This is a genomic window from Mesorhizobium sp. B2-6-2, from assembly GCF_006440615.1.
GTDB lineage: Bacteria > Pseudomonadota > Alphaproteobacteria > Rhizobiales > Rhizobiaceae > Mesorhizobium.
This window is the reverse complement of sequence record NZ_VFUG01000010.1, coordinates 109276-131670: the sequence shown is the minus strand read 5'-3', so window position 1 is coordinate 131670 and position 22395 is coordinate 109276. Positions and strand designations below refer to the sequence as shown.

General features: G+C 64.4%; 25 protein-coding genes. 15 read left to right on the top strand and 10 right to left on the bottom strand.

Annotation, left to right across the window (positions count from 1 at the left end; genetic code table 11):
• Positions 1 to 112 precede the first annotated feature (112 nt).
• Together FJ419_RS19955 and FJ419_RS19950 are read right to left on the bottom strand one after the other, a co-directional pair.
• On the bottom strand, positions 113 to 1345 hold the full coding sequence (locus tag FJ419_RS19955; RefSeq protein WP_140697120.1) for an FAD-dependent monooxygenase: 1233 nt from the start codon (positions 1343 to 1345) through the stop codon (positions 113 to 115).
• A gap of 15 nt (positions 1346 to 1360) precedes the next feature.
• Entirely contained in the window at positions 1361 to 1606 is a 246-nt protein-coding gene (locus FJ419_RS19950) for a zinc-finger domain-containing protein (protein WP_027169907.1), read from the bottom strand.
• A gap of 251 nt (positions 1607 to 1857) precedes the next feature.
• Here FJ419_RS19950 and FJ419_RS19945 point away from each other — a divergent pair, with 251 nt between their 5' ends.
• On the top strand, positions 1858 to 4053 hold the full coding sequence (locus FJ419_RS19945; protein ID WP_140545464.1) for an RNA degradosome polyphosphate kinase: 2196 nt from the start codon (positions 1858 to 1860) through the stop codon (positions 4051 to 4053).
• Positions 4050 to 5585, top strand: a complete 1536-nt coding sequence (ppx, locus tag FJ419_RS19940; RefSeq protein ID WP_140697111.1) for an exopolyphosphatase — start codon at positions 4050 to 4052, stop codon at positions 5583 to 5585. The genes FJ419_RS19945 and ppx overlap by 4 nt, the downstream gene beginning before the upstream one ends.
• A 4-nt stretch (positions 5586 to 5589) precedes the next feature.
• Here ppx and FJ419_RS19935 read toward each other — a convergent pair whose 3' ends face one another.
• The 4 genes from FJ419_RS19935 to betI form a co-directional block, all read right to left on the bottom strand.
• Positions 5590 to 6012: a DoxX family protein gene (locus FJ419_RS19935; RefSeq protein WP_140697098.1), complete on the bottom strand. Its 423-nt coding sequence runs from the start codon at positions 6010 to 6012 to the stop codon at positions 5590 to 5592.
• A gap of 109 nt (positions 6013 to 6121) precedes the next feature.
• Complete coding sequence (locus tag FJ419_RS19930; RefSeq protein ID WP_140697095.1) at positions 6122 to 6538, bottom strand: DoxX family protein; 417 nt, start codon at positions 6536 to 6538, stop codon at positions 6122 to 6124.
• A 465-nt stretch (positions 6539 to 7003) separates the two neighbouring features.
• Complete coding sequence (gene fumC, locus FJ419_RS19925; RefSeq protein WP_140697092.1) at positions 7004 to 8401, bottom strand: class II fumarate hydratase; 1398 nt, start codon at positions 8399 to 8401, stop codon at positions 7004 to 7006.
• A gap of 181 nt (positions 8402 to 8582) precedes the next feature.
• The gene (gene betI / locus FJ419_RS19920; RefSeq protein ID WP_140697089.1) at positions 8583 to 9233 is read right to left on the bottom strand and encodes a transcriptional regulator BetI; all 651 of its coding nucleotides are present in this window, start codon (positions 9231 to 9233) and stop codon (positions 8583 to 8585) included.
• Positions 9234 to 9317: 84 nt separating this feature from the next.
• Here betI and choX point away from each other — a divergent pair, with 84 nt between their 5' ends.
• Together choX and FJ419_RS19910 are read left to right on the top strand one after the other, a co-directional pair.
• The gene (choX, locus tag FJ419_RS19915; RefSeq protein ID WP_140697085.1) at positions 9318 to 10256 is read left to right on the top strand and encodes a choline ABC transporter substrate-binding protein; all 939 of its coding nucleotides are present in this window, start codon (positions 9318 to 9320) and stop codon (positions 10254 to 10256) included.
• 11 nt (positions 10257 to 10267) lie between these two features.
• On the top strand, positions 10268 to 11089 hold the full coding sequence (locus tag FJ419_RS19910; protein ID WP_246679262.1) for an alpha/beta hydrolase: 822 nt from the start codon (positions 10268 to 10270) through the stop codon (positions 11087 to 11089).
• Here the strand turns inward: FJ419_RS19910 and FJ419_RS19905 are convergent, their stop codons facing one another.
• Positions 11090 to 11848: an NIPSNAP family protein gene (locus tag FJ419_RS19905; RefSeq protein WP_140697078.1), complete on the bottom strand. Its 759-nt coding sequence runs from the start codon at positions 11846 to 11848 to the stop codon at positions 11090 to 11092.
• Between the two features lie 239 nt (positions 11849 to 12087).
• Here FJ419_RS19905 and FJ419_RS19900 point away from each other — a divergent pair, with 239 nt between their 5' ends.
• The 10 genes from FJ419_RS19900 (at position 12088) to FJ419_RS19860 (ending at position 19757) form a co-directional block, all read left to right on the top strand.
• A complete protein-coding gene (locus FJ419_RS19900; protein WP_140697075.1) occupies positions 12088 to 12735 on the top strand; it encodes a TetR/AcrR family transcriptional regulator in 648 nt (215 codons plus the stop codon).
• Positions 12736 to 12784: 49 nt separating this feature from the next.
• Positions 12785 to 13909, top strand: coding sequence for a metallophosphoesterase (locus FJ419_RS19895; RefSeq protein ID WP_140697072.1), 1125 nt, complete (start codon positions 12785 to 12787; stop codon positions 13907 to 13909).
• A 352-nt stretch (positions 13910 to 14261) separates the two neighbouring features.
• Positions 14262 to 15665, top strand: coding sequence for a patatin-like phospholipase family protein (locus FJ419_RS19890; RefSeq protein ID WP_140697362.1), 1404 nt, complete (start codon positions 14262 to 14264; stop codon positions 15663 to 15665).
• An 18-nt stretch (positions 15666 to 15683) separates the two neighbouring features.
• On the top strand, positions 15684 to 16343 hold the full coding sequence (locus FJ419_RS19885; protein WP_140697069.1) for a glutathione S-transferase family protein: 660 nt from the start codon (positions 15684 to 15686) through the stop codon (positions 16341 to 16343).
• 105 nt (positions 16344 to 16448) lie between these two features.
• Positions 16449 to 17204, top strand: coding sequence for an SDR family NAD(P)-dependent oxidoreductase (locus FJ419_RS19880; protein WP_140697066.1), 756 nt, complete (start codon positions 16449 to 16451; stop codon positions 17202 to 17204).
• A gap of 371 nt (positions 17205 to 17575) precedes the next feature.
• Positions 17576 to 17983 (top strand): hypothetical protein, encoded by a 408-nt coding sequence (locus FJ419_RS19875; protein ID WP_140697359.1) that lies wholly within the window; start codon positions 17576 to 17578, stop codon positions 17981 to 17983.
• A gap of 1 nt (position 17984) precedes the next feature.
• Entirely contained in the window at positions 17985 to 18143 is a 159-nt protein-coding gene (locus tag FJ419_RS30840) for a hypothetical protein (protein WP_181170762.1), read from the top strand.
• 62 nt (positions 18144 to 18205) lie between these two features.
• Positions 18206 to 18526 carry a YkgJ family cysteine cluster protein gene (locus FJ419_RS19870; protein ID WP_246679260.1) on the top strand — a complete coding sequence of 107 codons (321 nt, stop codon included), beginning with the start codon at positions 18206 to 18208 and terminating at the stop codon, positions 18524 to 18526.
• Positions 18527 to 18627: 101 nt separating this feature from the next.
• Positions 18628 to 19239, top strand: coding sequence for a LysE family translocator (locus FJ419_RS19865; protein ID WP_140697063.1), 612 nt, complete (start codon positions 18628 to 18630; stop codon positions 19237 to 19239).
• A gap of 119 nt (positions 19240 to 19358) precedes the next feature.
• Positions 19359 to 19757, top strand: a complete 399-nt coding sequence (locus FJ419_RS19860) for a RidA family protein (RefSeq protein ID WP_140697061.1) — start codon at positions 19359 to 19361, stop codon at positions 19755 to 19757.
• Here the strand turns inward: FJ419_RS19860 and FJ419_RS19855 are convergent.
• The 3 genes from FJ419_RS19855 to FJ419_RS19845 are packed head-to-tail and all read right to left on the bottom strand — an operon-like array spanning position 19754 to position 21642.
• Positions 19754 to 20140 (bottom strand): nuclear transport factor 2 family protein, encoded by a 387-nt coding sequence (locus FJ419_RS19855; RefSeq protein WP_140697058.1) that lies wholly within the window; start codon positions 20138 to 20140, stop codon positions 19754 to 19756. The two genes, FJ419_RS19860 and FJ419_RS19855, sit on opposite strands and share 4 nt — an antisense overlap.
• Positions 20141 to 20159: 19 nt before the next feature.
• Positions 20160 to 20594 (bottom strand): OsmC family protein, encoded by a 435-nt coding sequence (locus tag FJ419_RS19850; RefSeq protein ID WP_140697055.1) that lies wholly within the window; start codon positions 20592 to 20594, stop codon positions 20160 to 20162.
• Between the two features lie 37 nt (positions 20595 to 20631).
• Positions 20632 to 21642 (bottom strand): NAD(P)-dependent alcohol dehydrogenase, encoded by a 1011-nt coding sequence (locus FJ419_RS19845; RefSeq protein WP_140697052.1) that lies wholly within the window; start codon positions 21640 to 21642, stop codon positions 20632 to 20634.
• 114 nt (positions 21643 to 21756) lie between these two features.
• Between FJ419_RS19845 and FJ419_RS19840 the strand changes: the two genes are divergently transcribed.
• A complete protein-coding gene (locus FJ419_RS19840; RefSeq protein ID WP_140697049.1) occupies positions 21757 to 22365 on the top strand; it encodes a TetR/AcrR family transcriptional regulator in 609 nt (202 codons plus the stop codon).
• The last annotated feature ends 30 nt before the right edge of the window (positions 22366 to 22395 follow it).

Genomic DNA, 22395 nt, shown 5'->3' with positions numbered 1-22395 from the left:
GGATGAGCGCCAGCGCCAAAGCTGCCAATCTCCCCCCAAGTGGGGGAGATGTCCGGCAGGACAGAGGGGGGCGCTGTCCCGCCAGCCTATCTTGTTTTCCGCACAATCCAGCCTACCGCCGCACAACCTTCCGCTCCTCCCACCCGTAGAGCCAGTCCAGGTCCGCCGCGAGCTTTTCCGGCGGCCGCGTCGCCAGCACCAGATTGCGCGCGATCGCCACCGGTCCCCAGGCGTGCCAGGCCAGCCGATTGAGAGCGCCGCGTTTCAGCACCTTCTCGACGCGCGGGCGTCTGAGATTTTCCCAGATGGCAAGGCCTCGAGCTGGATCGCCGGGGGAGTCGGCAACGAGATTGGCGAGCATAGCGGCGTCCTCGATCCCCATGGCCGCGCCTTGCGCCGCGAAGGGCGTCATGGCGTGCGCGGCGTCACCGATCAGCGCGATGCCCTCCGTCATGGTCCAGCGCCGCTGCGCGACCGTGTGGATGGGGAAGGCTGTCCACGGCCCGGCAAGCGCCGCCAGCTCCGCCAGCGCTGCCGCCGTGCCTCGCATGGCAGCCGAAAGAATCGCAGGGTCCGCATGGCCGGACCAGCCTTCGGCGATGCGCTCGCCCCTGGTGAAGGCGGCAAGATTGAAGGCGTTGCCCTTGCTCACCGGATAGGCGACCATGTGGAAGCCGGGATGCAGGAAGGTGGTGACGCTGTCGGTGGCTCCGATCTCGGCAAAAGCACTGCCGGCGGCGCTTTCCGCCGGGACCGTCGCGCGCCAGGCGAGCTCGCCCGAAAAACGGCTTGCCGCAAAGCCGGCCGTCCGGGCAAGCTGGGCGCGAACCGACGACCAGACGCCGTCGGCTGCAACCAGCAGGCCGCATGCGACATCCGTCGCCTTGCCGTCGAATTCGACCGTCGCGGTAACGCTTTGCGGGTCGACGGCAATGCCGGTAATGCGCGCGCCGGTGACAAGCGCGATACCGGGCCGTTCCGCCACTGCCGCCATGAGCGCCGCCTGCAGGTCGGCGCGGTGCGCCACGAGATAGGGCGCCCCCCAGCGCTTTTCCGCGGCTTCCCCAAGCGGTACGCGCGCCAGCTCTCGCAGGCTTCTTGCGTCCTTCAGCACCACCGCTCGCGGCCGGATCGCGTTGGCCAGCAGGCGATCGAGCACGCCAAGCCGCCGCAGGATGCGGGTCGCGTTGGGGGAAAGCTGGAGGCCGGCGCCGGCCGCTTCGAGTTGCCTGGCCTGCTCGAACAGTGTTACCGGGAAGCCACGCTCGGCAAAGGCAAGCGCCGCCGTCAGCCCGGCAATGCCAGCCCCGGCGATGACGATCTGCCGGGACCTTATTTCAGTCATGGTCGATCGGGACGATCAGGCGGCCTGGTCGACATAGAGGCAGCCGGCCGGCTGGGTTTCCGTCGCCTTCAGCGACGGTGAATAGCGGTAGAGCGTCGAGCAGTAGGGGCAGACCTTTTCATTGTCGTCGCCCATGTCGAGGAACACATGCGGATGGTCGAAAGGCGGGTTGGCGCCGGTGCACATGAATTCCTTGACGCCGATCTCGATGACGGGATGGCCCGCGTCGTTCTGGAAATGGGGAATGCTGCCGCCTGCCATCGTCGTCTCCAATTGGGTTCGGCCAGTGGGTGTGACCAGTTTGCATCTGGAGCATAACAGGCCAGTTTGCAAGATCGATGAAATCAAACTGTCGCAAAAGGCTGGCAGAGGATAAGTTGAGCCGGTTAAGCGCATAGGGCGGTGTCGGAGCGATTCCGTGACGATCATGCGTCATAAAGAAATGCTAGAGCGTCATTGAACGGCAATATGCGACGCCCCCTGGGGACGGTTGCGGGCAAGAGCAGGAAACTATGAACGAACTGAAGCCGGTGCAGAGCGAGTTTATCACCGTCGAGGCGGCAAGCCCCGACGGCGGCAATCCCGATCGTTTCGTCAACCGCGAATTCTCCTGGCTGCAATTCAACCGCCGCGTGCTGGAGGAATCGCTGAACGAGCATCATCCGCTGCTCGAACGCGTCCGCTTCCTGTCGATTTCTGCCGCCAATCTCGACGAGTTCTTCATGGTCCGCGTCGCCGGCCTTGCCGGCCAGGTCCGCGAGGGCATCGCGCTGAAGAGCCCGGACGGCCGCACGCCCGAACAGCAACTCGAGCAGTTGCTGCGCGAGGTCGAGCGCCTGCAGGAGGACCAGCAGAAGAGCCTCTCGGCGCTGATGACGCTGCTCAACAAGGAAGGCATCGAGAGCATCACCCGCGACGCGCTGACCAAGGATGAGAAAGCCTGGCTGGAGGAGCATTTCCAGGAACAGGTTTTCCCGGTGCTGACGCCGCTGTCGATCGACCCGGCGCATCCGTTTCCGTTCATCCCCAATCTCGGCTTTTCCATCGCCCTGCAATTGCGCCATCGCAAGAATGGCGAGGAGATGAGCGCGCTGCTGCGCCTGCCGGTGGCGCTCAGGCGTTTCATCCGCCTGCCCGACCGCAAGAACCATGTCCGCTTCATTCCGCTGGAGGAAGTGGTCGGCATCTATATCGGCAAGCTTTTCCCCGGCTACGAGGTCAAGGGCTCCGGTACGTTCCGCATCATCCGCGACAGCGACATCGAGGTCGAGGAAGAGTCGGAAGACCTGGTGCGCCTGTTCGAAACGGCGCTGAAGCGGCGCCGCCGCGGCTCGGTGATCCGCATCGAATTCGACACGCTGATGCCGGCCGCGTTGCGGGACTTCGTCGCCGGCGAGCTCGGCGTATCGTCGAGCCGCATCAGCGTGCTCACCGGTCCGCTGGCGCTCAACCAGATATCCGAGATTGTCGCCATCCCGCGCGACGACCTCAAATTCACGCCCTACAATCCGCGCTTTCCCGAGCGCATCCGCGAACATGGCGGCGACTGCTTCGCCGCAATCCGCGAGAAGGACATCGTCGTCCATCACCCCTACGAGTCCTTCGACGTGGTGGTGCAGTTCCTGCGCCAGGCCGCCGCCGACCCGGAAGTGGTGGCGATCAAGCAGACGCTCTACCGCACCTCTAACGACAGCCCGATCGTGCGCGCGCTGATCGACGCCGCCGAGGCCGGCAAGTCGGTCACGGCACTTGTCGAGCTCAAGGCGCGCTTCGACGAGGAAGCCAACATCCGCTGGGCGCGCGACCTCGAGCGCGCCGGCGTGCAGGTCGTGTTCGGCTTCCTGGAGCTGAAGACCCACGCCAAGATGTCCTTGATCGTGCGCCGCGAGGATGGCCGGCTGCGCAACTACGTGCATCTCGGCACCGGCAACTACCACCCGGTTACCGCCCGTATCTACACCGACCTGTCCTTCTTCACCACTGACCCGACGATCGCGCGCGATGTCGCGCAGCTCTTCAATTTCATCACCGGCTATGCCGAGCCCGCCGAGGAGATGCGCCTTGCCGTATCGCCCTTCACGCTGCGCAAGCGCATCCTGAAACACATCTCGGACGAGATCGTCCATGCCCGCGACGGCCGACCGGCGCGCATCTGGATGAAGATGAATGCGCTGGTCGATCCGACCATCATCGACGCGCTTTACGACGCCAGCCGCGCCGGCGTCGAGGTCGACCTTGTTGTGCGCGGCATCTGTTGTCTGCGGCCGCAGGTGCCGGGTCTTTCCGAGAATATCAGGGTGAAATCGATCGTCGGCCGCTTCCTCGAGCACAGCCGCATCTTCTGCTTCGGCAACGGCCACGGCCTGCCGTCCGACGAGGCGGTCGTCTACATCTCGTCGGCCGACATGATGCCGCGCAATCTCGACCGCCGCGTCGAGACCTTGGTGCCGATCACCAATCCAACTGTGCATGAACAGGTGCTTGGCCAGATCATGCTGGGCAACATCATGGACAACCAGCAAAGTTTCGACGTATTGGCTGACGGCACCTCCCGGCGCGCTGTGCTGGAGGAGGGCGAGGAGCCGTTCAACGCGCAGGAATATTTCATGACCAATCCGAGCCTCTCCGGGCGGGGCGACGCGCTGAAATCGCATGCGCCCAAGCGCATTGCCCAGTTCAAGCGCCGCAAGAAGAACAGCGCCGCGTGATTGCAGTTTCCCAGGGCCGGCTTCAGGACCGGCGGCCGCTGTCGATCATCGACATCGGATCGAACTCGATCCGCCTTGTCGTCTATGAGGGGCTGGCGCGCTCGCCCACGCTTCTGTTCAACGAGAAGATGCTGGCGGGCCTAGGCCGCGGCATCGTTTCGACGGGCAAGCTCGATCCCGAGGCGGTGACGCGCTCGATGGAGGAATTCCGCAGGTTCCGCGCGCTCTCGGACCAGGCGGGTGCAGAGCACATCTATGTGCTGGCGACAGCCGCCGCGCGCGAAGCGGGCAACGGCCCCGATTTCATCCACCGCGCCGAGGAGGTGCTGAAGACCGAGATCCGCGTGCTCACCGGGCGCCAGGAGGCCTACTATTCGGCGCTCGGCGTCATTTCCGGTTTCCATCCGGCTAATGGCATCGCCGGCGACCTTGGCGGCGGCAGCCTCGAGCTGATCGACATCAATGGCGAGACAATGGGCGACGGCATAACGTTGCCGCTCGGCGGCCTGCGCCTGCAGGACATGGCCAGGAACTCGCTGGTTCAGGCGCAGAAGATCGCGCGCCAGGAACTGGCGCGGGCGAAGCTTCTGAAGGGCGGGCAGGGCAGGGTTTTCTACGCCGTCGGCGGCACCTGGCGAAACCTTGCCCGGCTGCATATGGAGATGAACAACTACCCGCTCGGCGTCATGCATCACTACGAGATATCGGCCGACAGCGCGCAGACTTTCCTCAAGCAGGTCGCCCGCAGCGAGGTCGAGAAGGTGAGGGGCATCGAGGGCGTCTCCAAGAACCGCCGCTCGCTCTTACCCTACGGCGCCGTCGTGCTGCAGGAGATCATGTCGGCCATGCAGCCGTCGAAGATCGTCGTCTCGGCGCAGGGCGTGCGCGAGGGTTTCCTCTATTCGCTGCTCGACGCCGCCGAGCAGAAGGCCGACCCGCTGATCTCGGCCGCCGAGGAACTGGCGCTATTGCGCTCGCGCTCGGTGCATCACGCCCATGACCTGGTCGAATGGACCGGCAAGGCCTTCAAGGCGTTCGGCATCGACGAGACGGAGGATGAGGCGCGCTACCGCCATGCGGCCTGCCTGCTTGCCGACATCGGCTGGCGCGCGCATCCGGAATATCGCGGCCGGCAGTCGCTCAACATCATCGCGCATGCCTCCTTCACCGGCGTCGACCATCCGGGCCGCGCCTATCTGGCTCTGGCCAACGCCTATCGCCATGACGGCGTCTTCAACGACGGCATCGCTCCCGAGATCAAGGCGCTGGCGCCGCCGCGCCTTCTGGAACGCGCCCGCACGCTCGCGGCCATGATGCGCGTGGTCTATCTGCTGACGGCGGCAATGCCGGGCGTGATGCCGAGGCTGAAATGGGAAAGCCGCGGCAACGGAGCGCTGGCGCTGGTGCTGCCGGCCTCGCTTTCCGACCTCTATGGTGAGCGCCCGGCCGGCCGGCTGGCGCAACTGGCGCGTATCACCAACCGCCGCCTGGTGCTCGCGGTAGAGGGCGGGCCGAGCGTCTTGGTGAAGTAACGGATCAGCTGACGTCGGCGCCGATTCCGAAGCCACGCCCGTCCGCCGACCATGCGCCGGCGCCGGCCATGGCCAGCGCCAGAAAGCCGCCGGCAATGGCGATGTCCTTCATCAGCATCTGCTGGTGCATGAAGGACAGCGTGGCGTCGCCCGCGCCCTGGCCGTAATGGCCGATGAAACCGGCGACTACGCTGAAGGCGGCAAGCAGCAGCGCCACGATCCGCGTTTGGAAACCAACGAGAACCAACAACCCGGCGATCAACTCGAACAGGCCTGTGCCCCAGGCCGCCAAGGTCGGCAGTGGCAGGCCGAGGCCGGCGAAATAATTGATCGTACCGCCGATATTGCTGAGCGCCTGGAAACCCGACGGTACGAACAGCGCGGCAAGAAGTAGCCGCGAGACCAAAAGCAGTGCGTTGCGGGCCACGGGCCAACTCCTTGCCGTCTGCAGATGCAGTTTACGCCTGCAATTGGAAAAACGAAAAGCGGCGCGGAAAATTCCGCGCCGCTTCCATTGGCAGTCTGGGAGGAAGAAATTAGCCGCGCTTGGCGTCGATCGAGTAAGCGCCGGCCCCCGAAGAGGCGAGCAGGATGAAGCCGCCGGTGATGGCGAGGTTCTTGAGGAACTGGATCATTTGCATCTGGTCGGCCCAGCCGGTGTGCGCGACCAGCCCGGTGGCGATCGTGAAGATGGCGAGCACCCATGCGGCGATCCGAGTCTGGAAGCCGACGAGAATGGCAAGGCCGCCGAGCAGCTCGATCAGGCCGACCAGGACGGCGGTTACGGTTGGCATAGGCAGGCCGAGAGCGCCGAAATAGCCGGCGGTATCGGAAATCGCGGTGAGCTTGCCGAAGCCGGAAAGCAGGAAGATGACGGCGAGCAGAATGCGGCCCAGAAGGATCGTAGTGGAACTGTTGGACGCGGTGCCGGCGACGGAAGAGTTGATGGACATGGCGGTTCTCCGAACGGGGTTGAATAGTCCGTCAGATAGACGACAGTGACTGTTCACCAAAGCCGCCTATGTGGCGACACATTGTTCACAGAATGTATGTTTTCGGGATTGACGGTCGTGCGCAAAAATCGTGTCGCGGGATCGGGCTATCCCAGTAAATTCTGCTGCCGCAAAACGGACCGTCGGTCCGAAGTTTGCGAGCGCTGGCTTCGCAGATTTGCCGAGACGCTCATGACGTCGTCATCCACGGGCGGAGCAAGGAGCGAAGCGACGCGCGCAGACCCGAGGATCCATGCCGTGACCTCAAAGTAGCCGCAAGCGGTGGAGGATCTGCTCCGCTGCGTCCTTCGGTTCAGGTAACGGCATGGATTCCAGGGTCTTCGCGACGCCGCTTCGCGGCTGCTTCGCCCTGGAATGACGACATCGCGAGGCTGCAGCAGCCTGTAACAGCCTCGCTCCGCGTCGCTACCCGGGATGCGTCATGTCCTCCGGCCGCACCAGCCGATCGTAATCGGCTTCGCTGACCAGCCCGGTGGCCAAGGCTTCCTCGCGCAAGGTCGTGCCGTTCTTGTGCGCGGTCTTGGCGATCTTGGCCGCGTTGTCGTAGCCGATGGTCGGCGCCAGCGCCGTCACCAGCATCAGCGAGCGCTCGAGCGCGGCCTTGATATTGTCCTCGCGCGCCTCGATCCCGACCACGCAATTGTCGGTGAAGGAGACGGAAGCATCGGCCAGCAGCTGCACCGACTGCAGGAAATTGTAAGCCATCAGCGGGTTATAGACGTTGAGCTCGAAATGGCCCTGGCTGCCGGCGAAGGCAAGTGCTGCATTGTTGCCGAACACCTGCACGCAGACCTGCGTCAGCGCCTCGCACTGGGTCGGGTTGACCTTGCCCGGCATGATCGAGGAGCCCGGCTCGTTTTCCGGCAGCGAGAGCTCGCCGAGGCCCGAGCGCGGCCCGGAACCGAGCAGGCGGATATCGTTGGCGATCTTGAACAGCGCCGCGGCCGCCGCGTTGATGGCACCATGCGAGAACACCATGGAATCATGCGCCGCCAGCGCCTCGAACTTGTTCGGCGCGGTAACGAAGGCGATGCCGGTGATGGCGGCGATACGGTCCGCCACCTTTTCCGCGAAGCCGACCGGCGCGTTGAGCCCTGTGCCGACGGCGGTGCCGCCCTGCGCCAGTTCCTGCAGGCCGGGCAGCGTCAGCTCGATACGCTTGATCGAAGAGGCGACCTGCGCGGCATAGCCGGAAAATTCCTGGCCGAGGGTCAGCGGCGTGGCGTCCTGTGTATGCGTGCGGCCGATCTTGATGATGTGATTAAAGGCACGGGCCTTGGCGCCGAGCGCCTTGTGCAAATGGTGCAGCGCCGGGATCAGGTGGTGCGCGACCCGCTCGGCGCAGGCGATGTGCATGGCCGTCGGATAGGTGTCGTTGGACGACTGGCTCATATTGACGTGGTCGTTCGGATGCACCGGCTTCTTCGAGCCCATGACGCCGCCGAGCATCTCGATCGCCCGGTTGGAGATCACCTCATTGGCGTTCATGTTCGACTGGGTGCCCGAGCCCGTCTGCCAGACGACCAGCGGAAAGTGCTCGTCGAGCTTGCCGTCGATCACCTCTTGCGCTGCTTCCACGATCGCCTCGCCGATGGCCGGGTCGAGCCGCTTCATCTCCATGTTCACTTCGGCCGCGGCACGCTTGACGATGCCGAGCGCACGCACGATCGAAGCCGGCTGCTTCTCCCAGCCGATCTTGAAATTGCCCAGGGAACGCTGCGCCTGCGCGCCCCAATAGCGGTCGGCCGCGACCTCAATGGGGCCGAACGTATCGGTCTCGGTTCTGGTCTTTTCAGCGCTCACGGCAAGTCTCCGTCTGTCGATTTGGGCAAGGGCGTATCGCGTTGCACAAACCGCATCAAGCGGAGATTGCGGGCGGGGAAGATGCAAATCGGTTGAAGGGAGGGTCAATCTCGCCCCTCCTGGAGGAGGGCGCTGTCGCAACGCGGCTAGTCAAGCGCGGGAGCTATCGCCGGTATGAACCTTATCCGGCCGAGGCTAGCCCGACCGGCGCGGGCTGGCGCAGCGCCAGCCGGCCCGCGACGAAATCCGTGACCTGGCGCACCGCCTGCTCGCGCGTGACGCTGCCCGGCTGCAGGCCAAGCCTGAGCCACAGTCCGTCGATCAAAGCGGTGACGCCGAGCACGATCTCTTCGGCCAGTTCGGGCGAAGCGAGGCCGCGCAGGCCGGATAAGAGGTTCGAGCGCATGCGCGCGTGGATGACTTTCTGGATGCGCGCCAGCTTCTCGTCGCGCGGCACCTCGGCGCAGAGCGACAGCCACGCGTGGCAAAGCGGCGGCAGGAACAAATGCTCCTCGAAATTGCCTTCGATCACGGCGTCCAGCCGTTCCATCGGCGTTCGCGCCCGCTGAAGCCGGGCGACCACGGCGTGACAGAGCACGGCGTTGGCCTCGCGCATGGCGTGCTCGAAGAGCTCCTGCTTGTTGCGGAAATAATGCAGCACGATGCCCTTCGAGGCGCCGGCCCGGGCCGCGACCTTTTCCAGCGTCGCGCCGGCGATGCCTTCGCGCTCCAGCACCGCGAAGGCCGCCTGCCGCAGTTCCTTGCGGCGTATGTCGCTGAGGCGTGTGAGTTTCACCGTACCGATCCATGCATGGCGAATCCACGTTGACATTTTCGTCCGCCCAGATCAATCATTGACCAATGGGACAATAAAATGACCAATAGGTCAAAAGCGATCGAAAAGAGGAGAACCGGAATGTTGCGCATGCTTGCGAGAGGCGTCTGTGTCGCGGCGCTAATGCTGGCTTCCCAGGCGGCGGGCGCCGCCGAGGCCGAAGGCTGCAAAGTGGTTCGCATGGCCGAACCCGGCTGGAACGATCTCGCCTTCACCACGGCTGTGGCCAAGGTGCTGCTCCAGGCGCTCGGCTACGAGCCGCAAAGCGAGGTGCTTGGCATCAACGTCATCTATGAAGGCATGAAGAACAAAGACCTCGACCTGTTCCTCGGCTACTGGGATCCGGCGATGGTCACCTATTATGAGCCCTACAAGAAGGACGGTTCGATCGAGAATGTGCGCGTCAACCTGGTCGGCGCAAAATACACCTTCGCCGTGCCGACCTATGTCTGGGACGCCGGCGTCAAGGACCTGTCGGACCTGCACAAATTCGCCGACAAGTTCGGCAAGAAGATGTACGGCATCGAGCCCGGATCCAATCAGCTCATGATGGATGCCATTGCCGATCCGCAATTTGGTCTGGACGGCTGGCAGGTGGTCGAATCGAGCGAAGCCGGCATGCTTTCGGAGGTCGGCTATGAGATCAAGGAGAAGCAGTTCATCGTCTTCCAGGGTTGGGCGCCGCACCCGATGAACACGATGTACGACTTCAAGTACCTGACCGGCGGCGACAAGTTCTTCGGCCCGAATTTCGGCGCCGCCACCGTGACCACCCAGGTGCGCAAGGGTTTCCTGCAGGAATGCCCCAACGTCGCGCAGTTCCTGAAGAACCTTGCCTTCGACATCGACATGGAAAATGTCGGTATGGGCTATCTCATCAATGACGGCATGAAGCCGGAGGATGGGGCGCTGAAGTCGATCACCCTGCACAAGGATCGGCTCGATGCGTGGCTCGCCGGCGTCACCACCTTTGACGGCAAGCCCGGTCTTGCCGCGGTCAAGGAAAAGCTCGGACTGTGAGGCCGGCAGCCTTGGAACTGACGGATCAGGAGGCCGAGCAGGCGTCCTGGGCCGGGCGCAAGCGGACCGTCGATATCGGCGGTCTCGACCTTGCCTATGTCGAGATCCCCGGTTCGGAGCCGCCGCTTGTCCTGGTGCACGGCTTCACCGACACCAGCCGCAGCTTCTCGCTGCTGGCGCCGCATCTTCCCGGCCGCCGGCTCATCATGCCGGACCTGCGTGGCCATGGGGTCTCGCAGGCGGGCGAGGGTTGCGGCGTCGCCGATTTCGCCGACGACATTGCCGGGCTGATCCGGCGCCTGCGGCTCGACCGGCCGGTCGTCGTCGGCCATTCGCTCGGTGGCATGGTGTCGATCGCGCTGGCCGCACGGCATCCGAAACTGGTCGGCGGGCTGGTGATCCTGGCAAGCGCGCTGATGCCCGGTTTCGAACAGGATCACCAACTGATCGATGAAGTCGCGGCGTTGCGCGATCCGATCTCGCCGGTCGATCCCTTCTATCATTGGTGGCATGCCTGCCGGCCGGGCGTGCCGCGGGCTTTTCTCGCCGGCCTTGCGAAAGACGCGTCCGCGATTCCCGCGGCGCGCTGGCGCGCCATCCTCGAAGAAGTCCGTCGCACCGATCTGACCGCCGCGGCGCACGCCGTGCAGGCCCCGACGCTGATCGTCGCAGGCGAGCGCGATCCGCTTTTTGGCGAAGCGCATCAGCGGGCGATGGCAGGGGCGCTGACCGGATCGCGCCTGGTGTGGGCACAGGATTGCGGCCACAACCCGCATTGGGAAGATCCGGCCTTTGTCGCCGAGGCGATAGCCGGCATCTTGCCTTCAGCGTGACTATCGCAGCAGCGACCGGGCCGTCGGCGTCAGGCGCAATGTCTCGGTCGGCTTCGTGGCAACGGTCGCCATGGTTTCGCGGGCCGCCCGCCATACCGACGAAGCGGCGAGAGCGGCCCGATGGCCGGCGTGGGCATCGCCATCAACAAACCCCGTGACGATGATGAAGACGTTTTCAGCAGCACGCACGGGCAAACGCGGAAACGTGTTTTCGGAATGCTCGCTGACGAAGGCGCCGAGAAGCCGGGCGCCGTTTGTCGCAAGTTGCGGGACGGCCTCAGCCTGGAAGCGTTCGACAAAGCCGGCCTCAGTGCCTGGCCGCAAATGATGAATCGAAATCTCAACAAAGCCGGGCAGCCGACTCCCATTGCTCATGGTTTCAGCCTCGGTGGCTGTCGGCCGCAGCAACCCCGACAGGTCGAAACCCGCGCCCCGACAAGCCGGTTTGAGCAGCAACACGTCGTCGGAATCGATCATCGTCGCATTGGCGGCATCGCGATAGGCTGCCCAGACCGGGCCGCCATAGAAGGCGCTCAGCGCGTCCTTTCTCGTTTCCATGTCCTCAAAGCCGCGCAGCCAGACGAACATGTCGGGGCGGTCGAGATCGCGGAACTGTCCGATGACGGTCATGCCCGTTGCTTCCTGCGTTTCGACGAACTCCCGCTCGAACAGCGCGATCAGCGTTTCGCGCTGCCCGGGCTTCAGTGTGTATTGCCGAAGCTCGACGATGGGCGAGGCAAGGCGGGAAGGTCGGTTCATGGCCAGAATCTCAAAACAGGGTGATCGTCCTGTTTATAAACAGACCGGTTGTCCTGTTTTGTCAATCTGCTATCTTGCTTTCCCCTTCTCCCCTTGTGGGAGAAGGTGGATCGGCGCGCAGCGCCGAGACGGATGAGGGGTGTTCCAGCGGAGTGAGGCGCTGGCGTTCCCGGGGCACCCTTATCCGCCCTCACTTCGCTCAGGTACCTTCTCCAACAGGGAAAAAAGGGGAGATCGCCATGGCCCAACGCAAAAAGCGCACCAACGATCCGGAAGGCATGCGCCGGCGCGTCCTCGACGTGGCGGAAGGCGCCTTCCAGGCGCGCGGCTATCACGCATCGAGCCTTGGCGATCTGATGGCGGCGGCCGGCGTCACCGGCGGCGCGCTGCACCACCATTTCCCGACCAAGAAGGCGCTGGCGCTCGCAGTGATCGAGGAACGAGTGGCGGCGGCGGTCCAGGAGACCTGGATCGACCCGGTGCTGGCGGCGTCATCGGCCCGCGAAGGCGTGCGGGCCGTGTTCGTGGCGGTGGCTGCGGAGCTAGAGCGACAGGGCTATGTGCGCGGCTGCCCGCTTAACAATCTGGCGCATGAACTGTCGCTGGCCGACGACGAGTTTCGCCTGGCGCTTGCCAGGATCTTCGCCGGCTGGCGGAGGGCTATCGCCGACAAGATCCGGGCCGACCAGCAGGACGGCGGGGAGGATGGGACCGATCCCGACCGCTTCGCCGCGCTTGCGGTGGCGGCCTATTCCGGCGCCATGTCGATGGCCAAGACGTCACAGGACGCCGGGGTGTTGCGCGAGTGCTTGAGGGGGCTGGAAAGCGTGCATCCGTCTTCGGGCGGATTGGCAACGAGACGACGCCGCAGGGTGTTATTGCGATAACGCTGCCAGGACAGAGGGAGGCGGTCCGAGGGTGTTTAATCGGGTGACGATGAATCGCTCTTCGCCAGCAACCGTTTCGCGCCGCATCTTCATCGCCGGCGGTCTCGCTGCTGCCGGCGCGCTGCCTCGCGTCGCCTTCGGCCAGACCGGCAGGCGCATCCAGCCGATCGACGCCACTTTCCTCTTCATCGCCGATATCCATGCCTGCCGCATGGCAAGCGGGCTCAGTCCCAATTGCCTGCAGGAAGGCAAGACCGATGCAGCACTTCTGCGCAACGTCGCGGCCTTGAACGCGATTGCCGACAAGAAGTGGCCGGCCGAGATCAACGGCGTTGCCACCGGCCTGCATTCGGCCGGCACCCGCATCGGCACGCCGCTCGGCCTCGTCACCGGGGGCGACATCACCGACGATGGCGGCGGCCAGGTCACGGAGCCCAGCGAAGGCACGCAGCTTCTGCAGTTCTCCAAGCGCTATCAAGAAGGTGTCGGGCCGGACCGGGTCCACATCCCGGTCTATGTCGGGCTCGGCAATCATGATCTCGACCAGAACGGCTCGCCGCCGCACGTTGATTGGTATCGCCGCGAACTGCGCGATTATGTCGAGGTCAACCATCGTCCCGGCGTGTTCTTCAAGCCGCCGGTGCCCGCTACCGAATACGACGTCGATACCGACTGCTATTCCTGGGACTGGGGCGGCCTGCATCTCGTCCAGATGCATCGCTTCGCCGGCGATACCGGCCATGGCGCGCCAAGCAGCCTGCCTTGGCTGAAGCAGGATCTCGCCACCTATGCCGGCGACGGCCGGCCGGTGATCCTGTTCCAGCATTATGGCTGGGACACTTTCTCGACGGAGCGCTGGGACCCGGTGAAACGCACCTATGATGACGATGGCTCCGGCCGCCCGCATTGGTGGGGCGAGGCCGACCGCCAGGCGCTACTGGCCGCGATCAAGGGCTACAATGTGATTGCCGTCTTCCACGGCCACCAGCACGAAGTGCCGATGATCTACCAGCGTGACCGGCTCGACATCATCAAGCCGAAGGCGGCCTATATGGGCGGCTTCGCGCTGGCCAGGGTCACTGCCGGCAACATGGATGTGGTGTTGGGCGAGGCGGCCGGCGACCATGGCGAGATCGTCTTCACCAACGCTTTCGCCAAGCAATTCCGGACATGAAAAAGGCCGCCTCGCGGCGGCCTCTTGCCTATCTCGACATCAAGACAAGACGGCCTCAGAATGCTTTGCGAACCTTCTCGTTCACGTCGCCACTAAGCCTTCTGCACCTTGCCGGCCGTTGCTTGACGGAAGCCCTTCATTGGCTTGACGCGCATCTCCTGGGTCTGGACACGAGAACCGCATCCGGGTCTGACAACGTGCCGGATCCGTTTGGGTTCCAGGCTGCGGGGATCTCTCTCTCGGTGCGGTTGCATCGGATAAGACAATCCGGTTAGGGTCTGCCGCGGCTGCGGGAGAGGCAGCCCTGGGGGAAACGAGTTTGCGTCTTCGTGTGGCCTTTGTCGCAGTTTTGATGGCCCTGGCCGGCTGCGTCGCCGACGATGTCGGGCCGATCAACGTGCTGAGCACAGAAGTCGGCCACCCGTCACCCACCTACATACCCGACACCGCCGATGACGGTTCGACCGTCGTCGGGCTGGCGTTCTCGGGCGGCGGCACTCGGGCGGCCGCTTTCTCCTATGGCGTGCTGCGGGCGCTCGACGATATTGTCATCGACGAACGGCCGGAACGCCGCACGCTGGTCGACGACATCAGGATGATTTCTGGCGCCTCGGGAGGCGCCGTCGCCGCCGCCTATTTCGGCTACAAGGGCAGGGACGGCTACCGGGATTTTCGCGAGCGCTTCCTGACCCAGAATGCCGAGGCCGATCTCAGGGTATCGATCTCTCCGGTCAATCTGGTTCGCGCCTATTATGGCGGCGTCAACGACCGCAGCGGCTTCGCCAGATGGCTGAACGACCATCTCTTCGACGGTGCGACATTCAAGGCGTTGCACAGGCCGAACGGGCCGATCGTCTGGATCAACGCTTCCGACATCTACAACCGCACGCCATTTCTCTTCACCTACGACACGTTCGCGGCGCTGTGCAGCGATCTCGACAAGGTGCGGCTTGCCGATGCTGTCGCGGCATCAGCGGCCGTGCCGATCGTCTTCGCGCCGATCGTGGTCTCGGCGACCAGTCCCCATTGCGGTTATCGCAGGCCGCAATGGCTGAGCCTGGCGCTCGAGGACCGCAATGCCTCGCTGCGGCTCAAGGCCTATGCCAGCGCTCTGGATTCCTATCAGAACGCCGATCCGCTCGACTATGTGAAGCTGCTCGACGGCGGCCTCACCGACAATATCGGCGTCACCGGCTTCACGCTCGAGCGTTCCGCCGCGGGTACGCCTTACGGGCCGCTGTCGCCATCGGCCGCGGTCCGCCTGACGACGTTGATCTTCATTGTCGCGGATGCGGGGAGCGACAGCGACGTGAGCTGGGCGAAGTCCCTGCATGGGCCAAGGGCTGCCGAACTCCTCGACGCCGTGACCAGCACCACACTCGCCGCCTCGGTGCGCGACGAGTTCGATGCGTTGACGCTCGCCGTCTCGCAATGGAAGGGCGAGCTGGTGCGCTATCGTTGTGGCCTGCCGGCCTCCGCCGTTTCCGCCTATCGTGGTTCGGCTTCCGGCTGGAACTGCCGTGATGTCCGCCTTGTTGTCCAGCACCTGTCCTTCGCCGATGTCGATCCGGCGGTGCAGGCGAAGCTCAACGAGATCCCGACCAGGCTGCGGCTGCCGATAAACCAGGTAGACCTCGCGATCGAGGCCGGCCGCAAGGCGATCGAGGTCAACCCCGACATAAAGGCAGCGGTCGCTGCGATCCAGGCCCGCGCCGGCGTCGGGCCGACGGCGATCACGACGGCCGCAGCGGATTGACATCATCAGGAGACGGTCTTGGCGGAGTTCACCCTCTATATCGGCAACAAATGCTTTTCCTCATGGTCGCTGCGGCCATGGGTGGCGATGAAGCACCTGGATATCCCTTTTGAGGAAGGCTTCGTGCGGCTGCGCACACCCGAGACGACGGCCAACCTCGCCAAGGTGTCGCCGACCGGCCTCGTGCCGGTCTTGAATCATAATGGAAGAATCGTCTGGGAAACGCTTGCCATCCTTGAATATCTGGCCGATCTCTATCCGGAAAAAAGGCTCTGGCCGACCGATCTCGGCGCCCGTCAACTGGCGCGCTCGGTGGCGACGGAAATGCATTCGGGTTTCCGCGAGGTCCGCTACGGCTGGCCGATGAACCTGCGCCGGCCGAAATCCCATAAGCCGCTCGATGCCGAGGGCGAGGCGCAGCGGGCGAGGATCGAAGCGATCTGGCGCCAGTGCCGCGAGCAATATGGCGAGGGCGGCCCGTTCCTGTTCGGCCATTTCACCGCGGCCGATGCCATGTATGCGCCGGTGGTGACGCGCTTCGACACCTATGGCGGCGAGCTGGCACCCGTCACCCGCGCCTATGTCGACGCGATATTGGCGATGCCCGCGATGCGGCACTGGTATGCCGAAGCCGCCAGGGAGCCCTGGCCGGAGCCTGGGCCGCACGAACAGGATTGAGCCCGGGCAGGCTCGGGCAAATTGCGTCGATGGCTCTCATGGGGCCTTCAAGCCCCGGCGGGGCGGCCTATGTGAAGGGGCGGGCCGGGCTCCTGGAGATTTCTCATGACAACCGCAAATTCACCACTCACGGGCAAGGTCGCGCTCGTCACCGGCGCTTCGTCCGGCATCGGCGAGGCCACCGCCGCGGTCCTTGCCGCGGCCGGCGCGAAAGTCGCGGTCGCTGCCCGTCGTGCCGATCGCCTCGAAGCACTGGTTGCGCGCATCGAACAGGCCGATGGCGTCGCGCTCGCCATTGAAGCCGACATCGCCAAACCCGGCGACATCACCGCGATGGTCGATAAGGTCGTATCCGAATGGGGACGGCTCGATATCCTCGTCAACAATGCCGGCGTCATGCTGCTTGCTCCCGCGGCCGAAGCCGATCTTGACGACTGGCGCCAGATGATCGAGCTCAACCTTATCGGCCTGATGGCGACCACCAAGGCGGCGCTGCCGCACCTGAAGGCTTCAAAGGGTCATATCGTCAACGTCTCCTCGGTCGCCGGGCGGGTCGCAAATCCCGGCGCCAGCGGCTATGCGGCGACCAAGTTTGGTGTGGTGGCTTTTTCGGAATCGCTGCGCCGCGAGGTCTATGCCGACAAGGTGCGCGTCACCGTCGTCGAGCCGGGCCTTGTGCGTACCGAACTCGGCGATCATATCACCAACGTGCAATCCAAGGCCGGACTTGAACACCGTCTCGCCACGATGGAAGCGCTGACCGCGGAAGACATTGCGAACGCGATTTTCTATGCCGTCAGCCAGCCGCCAAGGGTCAATGTCAACGAGATACTTATCCGTCCGACCGATCAGGAGCGGTGAACAATAGAAAACGCCTCTCGCGCTTGTTATGGCGCGGGAGACGCTTTTGCCGTCAACCGTTCTCGATTGCTCGTGAATTGCTGACGGCTTGAGTGGAAACGGCCCGCCACGACATTGGTTCCGCAGCCGACGAATTTTTTGCCCTTTTTTGCGGATAGCCCCAACGTCCGCCACGATGTGATAAGAATGCGGCAAGGCCAGGGATGCGGGCGTCCGCAATTTAAATCCGGCGCCGTGTTGCTTTGTGCGTGGTCATGGCCGAAAGACGCTCTGCCATTTCGGCATCAGGCCTCCGGGCAGGAGAAGATTTTGACCGCTAGCTCGAATGAATCATGTGGGCAGGCTTTGCCGAAACCGGCAGGCACACGCTGATGGCCGCCAAACGCGTACCATCAACGCCGATCGCCGCCGATGCGACCATCGCCGATATGGTCGATACCCTTGACAAGCCGATCGAATATGTTCGCCGAGTGCTGGAAAGGCTCGAACGCTGCAAGCGAGCGCATGGCGATGCCCAGGTGCGCGTTGGCGTGCGCGGCCGCGCCGAAGCCCCGAACTATCTGATCGAGTATGTGCGGGAAGACGCCAAGACCCATCAACGCACCAGCTATCAGGATGCCGCCTACAGCGGCAGCACGCATCGTGAGCTGGCGCCGCACCACATCGAGGACGCCAGGAACTGGTCGCCCGAGGAAATGAACATCACGGCGGTCTCGGCGCTGATCGGCCGCTTGCGCAAACCGAATGCGCCATCATCGCGCTTTTCTGACGAGGACTGACATGGCCATAAAATTCTCCGCCAAGGACCAGCCGGCAGCTCCGCCCGCCGCTGCCAAGCCAGCCAAGCCGGCGGCAAAGCCGGATGCGCCCGCAGAGGTTGCGACCGATCTGTTCAAGTCGCTGGCCGAAGCGCCGGCGCGCAAGACCAGAAAGAAGTAGCGCCCTTGCCGCAGGACGGCGGTCGCACAGCCAAGCCGCTCGGCCTGCCCGGTCAGTCCTTTGTGTCTGTCGACGAGGATGGCGGTGCGGTCGCGGTCTTCGACTGTCAGAGCTGTGGCGCCTGCTGCTCCTACTCGGCAGACTGGCCGCGTTTTTCGACCGAGGAGGATGAGCAGCTCGACCGGATCCCGGCCGAGCTGGTAGCAGCCGACCAGTCCGGCATGCGCTGCGAGGGCGGCCGATGCTCGGCGCTCACCGGCGAGGTGGGCAAGCACACGGCCTGCGGCATCTACGAGCTGCGCCCCGACGTCTGCCGCGCCTGCATGCCCGGCGGCGGCGACTGCCTGATGGCGAGGGCGTCGCATGGGCTTGCAGTGAGCTAGTTTCCTTGCCCCCGCATCGCGGGGGCGAGGAAAAGTGTCCCGCTTGCCCTGTTGCACGCCTCCCGGTACCTTCCGGCCGGGCAGGGCAGCGGAGGAAATCCATGAGCATTGAATTCCTGTTGACGTCGTTGATCATCGTGGCTTCGCCCGGAACCGGCGTCATTTACACGCTTGGCGCTGGCCTCTCGCGCGGCGCGCGCGCCTCAATTGTCGCGGCCTTCGCCTGCACGCTTGGCATCGTCCCGCATATGGCGGCCGCCATCACCGGCCTCGCCGCAGTGCTGCACACAAGCGCCGTCGCCTTCGAGACGCTGAAATATCTCGGTGTCGCCTATCTGCTCAACATGGCCTGGAACACATTGAAGGAAAAAGGCGGCCTCAGCATCGACGAGGACGCCGCGCCGCGCTCGACCGCCAGAACGATCACCTCGGGCATCCTGATCAACATCCTGAACCCGAAACTGTCGATCTTCTTCTTTGCCTTCCTGCCGCAATTCGTCAGCCCCACCGAGCCGCACGCGCTGCCCAAGATGCTGGAGCTCTCCGGCGTTTTCATGCTGATGACGTTCGTCGTCTTCGCCATCTACGGCGTCTTCGCGGCATCGGTGCGCAACCACATCGTGTCGCGGCCGAAGGTGCTGACATGGATGCGCCGCAGCTTTGCCGCCGCCTTCGTCATGCTCGGCGCCAAGCTGGCGCTTGCCGATCGGTAGCCTTGGCGCCAGCCCCCACATAGCCCATGGTCGAGCCTCGGGGAGCTTTTGGGCTAACGAGGCTCGAGAGATCCAGAAATCCGAGTAGGCCGGAAATCCGAGTAAGAAAGGCGGTCGCAATGACGCTTGAATGCATCAATCCCCAGGATCTACCCAAGCCTGACACATACAGCCAAGTCGTCGTGGCGAAAGGCACCAGGCTGATATTTATCGCCGGCCAGGAATCTGAAGACCTAGACGGCAAGCTTGTCGGCGAAGGTGATTTCACGGCTCAAACGCGCCAGGTGTTCGCCAATCTCGGTCGGGCTATTGCCGCCGCGGGCGCCCGTCCCAACGACGTGGCGAAGCTCATGATCTACGTCGTCGGCTACCGGCTCGATGACCATTACCCGATCATCGATGCCGCCCGCGTGACCCTGTTCGGGGACCACAAGCCCGCCAACGTCGTGTTGGGAGTGGCCAGCCTGTCGCCTGGATATCTGATCGAGGTCGATGCGGTTGCCGTGGTCGATGCTTAGCCTTTCACGTAGCCCATCGCCTCGACGATTTGCCGATCCGCGACGCGCATCAGGTTGACGCCGCGCAGCGACCTGCCGTCGGCCATCCAGAAGCGCCAGCGGATCGTGGCGCGGTCGCCGGCGACGAACGTCTCTTCGATGTCGAAGCGGGTACCGGGTCCGGTAGCGATCGCCGACCACAATTCGACGCAAGCCGCCTTGCCGGTGCGGCGGGCGCCGTCGGGCGCCGGCGTGGTGTTCTCGATCACACAACCCTCCGCCACCAATTCGTCCAGTGCCGCCGGATCGTGACGCTGGAAGACGTCGTTGTAGCGCCGCATGATTTCCGCCGTTTCGGCGGAGCGTTTGGCCGCGGCGATGTCGATGATCAATTCCTGGGTCATTGGATATTCTCCTGTCGTTTCAGTGAGCTACGAGCCCCGCCTTGAGCGTGATGGTGGCGACGCCCGCCAGTGCGCGCGAGACGAGACAGGCCGCCTTGGCCTTTTGCGCCAGCCGCTCGAAATCCTCGACCGATATGCCGGCGATGCTCGCCTTGGTTTCGAGTTCGATGCGGGTGATCGTCGGCCCGGCCGTGGTCGCGCCGAGATGCACCTTGGCGATGGTGTGGATGCTCTCGGCCGTGTGGCCTTCGGCGCCGAGTATGGCGGTAAGCGCCATCGAGAAGCAGCCGGCATGGGCGGCCGCAATCAGCTCTTCCGGATTGGTGCCCGGGCCGTTCTCGAAGCGGGACGGGAAGGAATAGGCGCCTTCGAACACGCCGCTGCCCAGCCGCAGCCGGCCGGATCCTTCCTTGAGCGTGCCCTGCCATTGGGCCGAGGCTTCGCGGATTGTCATGGCTGATCTCCTATCTGGTTTTGCGGAAACGCGGCGATCACGCGCCGTCGATGACGACCTTGCCGAAGACGTCGCCCAGTTGGAAATGGCGGTAAGCCTCGCGCGCCTCGGCGAACGGGAAGACCTTGTCGATGATCGGTCTCAGCCGGTGCGTGGCGACCGCGGCAAGCATCGCCTCGAGCCCGTTGCGGCTGCCGACAAAGAGACGGCCGATGGTGACCAGGCTGCGCTGATAGACGGCGCCCGGAATCTCGACCGACTTGCCGTTGCGGTCCTGCACGGTGAGCAGCACGATGCGCCCGTGAAGGGTGCTGGCGATCAGCGATTGCGCAAAAGTCGCCGGGCCGCCGGTTTCGACGACCAGGTCGATGCCGCCGGTCGCCTCGCGCAGCTTCATGCCCCATTCCGGTGTCTCGGCTGCCGCGACGACGAGGTCGGCGCCGAGCGCCCGCAGCCTCTCGGTTTTCTCCGCTCGCGAGGTGACAGCGGCCACACGGCAGCCCATGAGCTTGGCGAACTGCAAGGCAAACAATGCAACACCACCTGAGCCAATGGTGAGAACCCATTGCCCCGGCTTCGGAATCTCGGCGCCCGTCAGCGCGCTCCAGGCGGTCAGCCCGGCGCAAGTGAAGGTCGCCGCCTCCTGCCAGGAAAGATGGTCCGGCAGCCGCACCGCCCATTGCTCGTCAAGCAGCGCATATTCGCTCAGCATGCCGTCCAGCGTGCAGCCGAGTTGGTCGATCACGCCCGGATGCATGCGGCCGTCGATCCAGCGCGCGAAATAGCTGCCGGTGACGCGGTTGCCGACGGCAAAGCGGGTGACGCCGTCGCCGACGGCCACGACTTCGCCGGCACCGTCGCTCAGCGGCACGATGCCCGCGCGGGGTGCCAGAGGATAGGTGCCGTTGAGGATCATGGTGTCGCGGCGGTTGAGCGAGGCGGCGCGCACTCGCACCAGGATCTGGTTTGCACCCGGCTTGGGCAGCGCTTCCGTGCGCATGACCAGCCCCTCGATGCCGCCGAATTCCTCGAGCCGGTAAGTCCGCATTTTTGCCTCCGATATATGTAGACCGATTTACATATTATGTAGACCGATTGTCATATTCGGGGCGAGCCCTATAATGCGCTCTCCTGACAGAGGTTGACATTTTGAGAGGTCGACGTGGCGACGGACACACGCACCCGCATGATCGAGGCGACGGCGCTGCTCATCCGCAAGCGCGGCTATCACGGCACGTCGCTGAACGACATTCTAACCGCCAGCGGAGCACCGCGCGGCTCCCTTTATTTCCATTTCCCGGGCGGCAAGGACCAACTGGTCATCGAGGTGACGCGAGCCAGTGTCGCCGACGTGACGGAGCGGCTGGGCGCCGCGCTGTTGGAAGAAAGCGATCCCGCCGTTGCCGTCCACCACATCTACCAGTCGGTCGGACGCATGCTGGAGGAAAACGAATTCTCGCTCGGCTGTCCGGTCGCGCCGGTGGTGCTCGACGCGCCGAACAACGTTCCGGACCTGGTTGAAATCTGCCGCTCGGCCTTCGAGCAGTGGATCGGACTGCTGCGCCAGGCATTCGTCAGGGCAGGGGTGCCGGAGCGGCGCGCGCAGGCGCTGGCCCTGCTGGTCGAATCTTCGCTCGAAGGCCTGATGGTGATCGCCCGCGCCACCCGCGACCGCACGCCGCTCGCCGCCGTGGCCGACGAGGTTGCGGCGCTGGTCGAGCAGGCGGTGCTGGCTGGTGGCGTAGCTCAACCTGCAAAGACAGCCGTCTGACCGCTAGAGCCGGATGATTTCAGGCCGAGT

Excerpts from the sequence above, each read along its gene's own strand:
- FJ419_RS19950 (WP_027169907.1), bottom strand. The coding sequence starts at position 1,606 with ATGGCAGGCGGCAGCATTCCCCATTTCCAGAACGACGCGGGCCATCCC.
- FJ419_RS19860 (WP_140697061.1), top strand. The coding sequence starts at position 19,359 with ATGACGCTTGAATGCATCAATCCCCAGGATCTACCCAAGCCTGACACA.
- FJ419_RS19930 (WP_140697095.1), bottom strand. The coding sequence starts at position 6,538 with ATGTCCATCAACTCTTCCGTCGCCGGCACCGCGTCCAACAGTTCCACT.
- FJ419_RS19890 (WP_140697362.1), top strand. The coding sequence starts at position 14,262 with ATGGCCCTGGCCGGCTGCGTCGCCGACGATGTCGGGCCGATCAACGTG.
- FJ419_RS19855 (WP_140697058.1), bottom strand. The coding sequence starts at position 20,140 with ATGACCCAGGAATTGATCATCGACATCGCCGCGGCCAAACGCTCCGCC.
- betI (WP_140697089.1), bottom strand. The coding sequence starts at position 9,233 with ATGTCAACGTGGATTCGCCATGCATGGATCGGTACGGTGAAACTCACA.
- FJ419_RS19880 (WP_140697066.1), top strand. The coding sequence starts at position 16,449 with ATGACAACCGCAAATTCACCACTCACGGGCAAGGTCGCGCTCGTCACC.
- FJ419_RS19845 (WP_140697052.1), bottom strand. The coding sequence starts at position 21,642 with ATGCGGACTTACCGGCTCGAGGAATTCGGCGGCATCGAGGGGCTGGTC.
- FJ419_RS19895 (WP_140697072.1), top strand. The coding sequence starts at position 12,785 with ATGAATCGCTCTTCGCCAGCAACCGTTTCGCGCCGCATCTTCATCGCC.
- FJ419_RS19945 (WP_140545464.1), top strand. The coding sequence starts at position 1,858 with ATGAACGAACTGAAGCCGGTGCAGAGCGAGTTTATCACCGTCGAGGCG.
- FJ419_RS19900 (WP_140697075.1), top strand. The coding sequence starts at position 12,088 with ATGGCCCAACGCAAAAAGCGCACCAACGATCCGGAAGGCATGCGCCGG.
- choX (WP_140697085.1), top strand. The coding sequence starts at position 9,318 with ATGTTGCGCATGCTTGCGAGAGGCGTCTGTGTCGCGGCGCTAATGCTG.
- FJ419_RS19850 (WP_140697055.1), bottom strand. The coding sequence starts at position 20,594 with ATGACAATCCGCGAAGCCTCGGCCCAATGGCAGGGCACGCTCAAGGAA.
- FJ419_RS30840 (WP_181170762.1), top strand. The coding sequence starts at position 17,985 with ATGGCCATAAAATTCTCCGCCAAGGACCAGCCGGCAGCTCCGCCCGCC.
- FJ419_RS19905 (WP_140697078.1), bottom strand. The coding sequence starts at position 11,848 with ATGAACCGACCTTCCCGCCTTGCCTCGCCCATCGTCGAGCTTCGGCAA.
- FJ419_RS19955 (WP_140697120.1), bottom strand. The coding sequence starts at position 1,345 with ATGACTGAAATAAGGTCCCGGCAGATCGTCATCGCCGGGGCTGGCATT.
- FJ419_RS19865 (WP_140697063.1), top strand. The coding sequence starts at position 18,628 with ATGAGCATTGAATTCCTGTTGACGTCGTTGATCATCGTGGCTTCGCCC.
- FJ419_RS19875 (WP_140697359.1), top strand. The coding sequence starts at position 17,576 with ATGGCCGCCAAACGCGTACCATCAACGCCGATCGCCGCCGATGCGACC.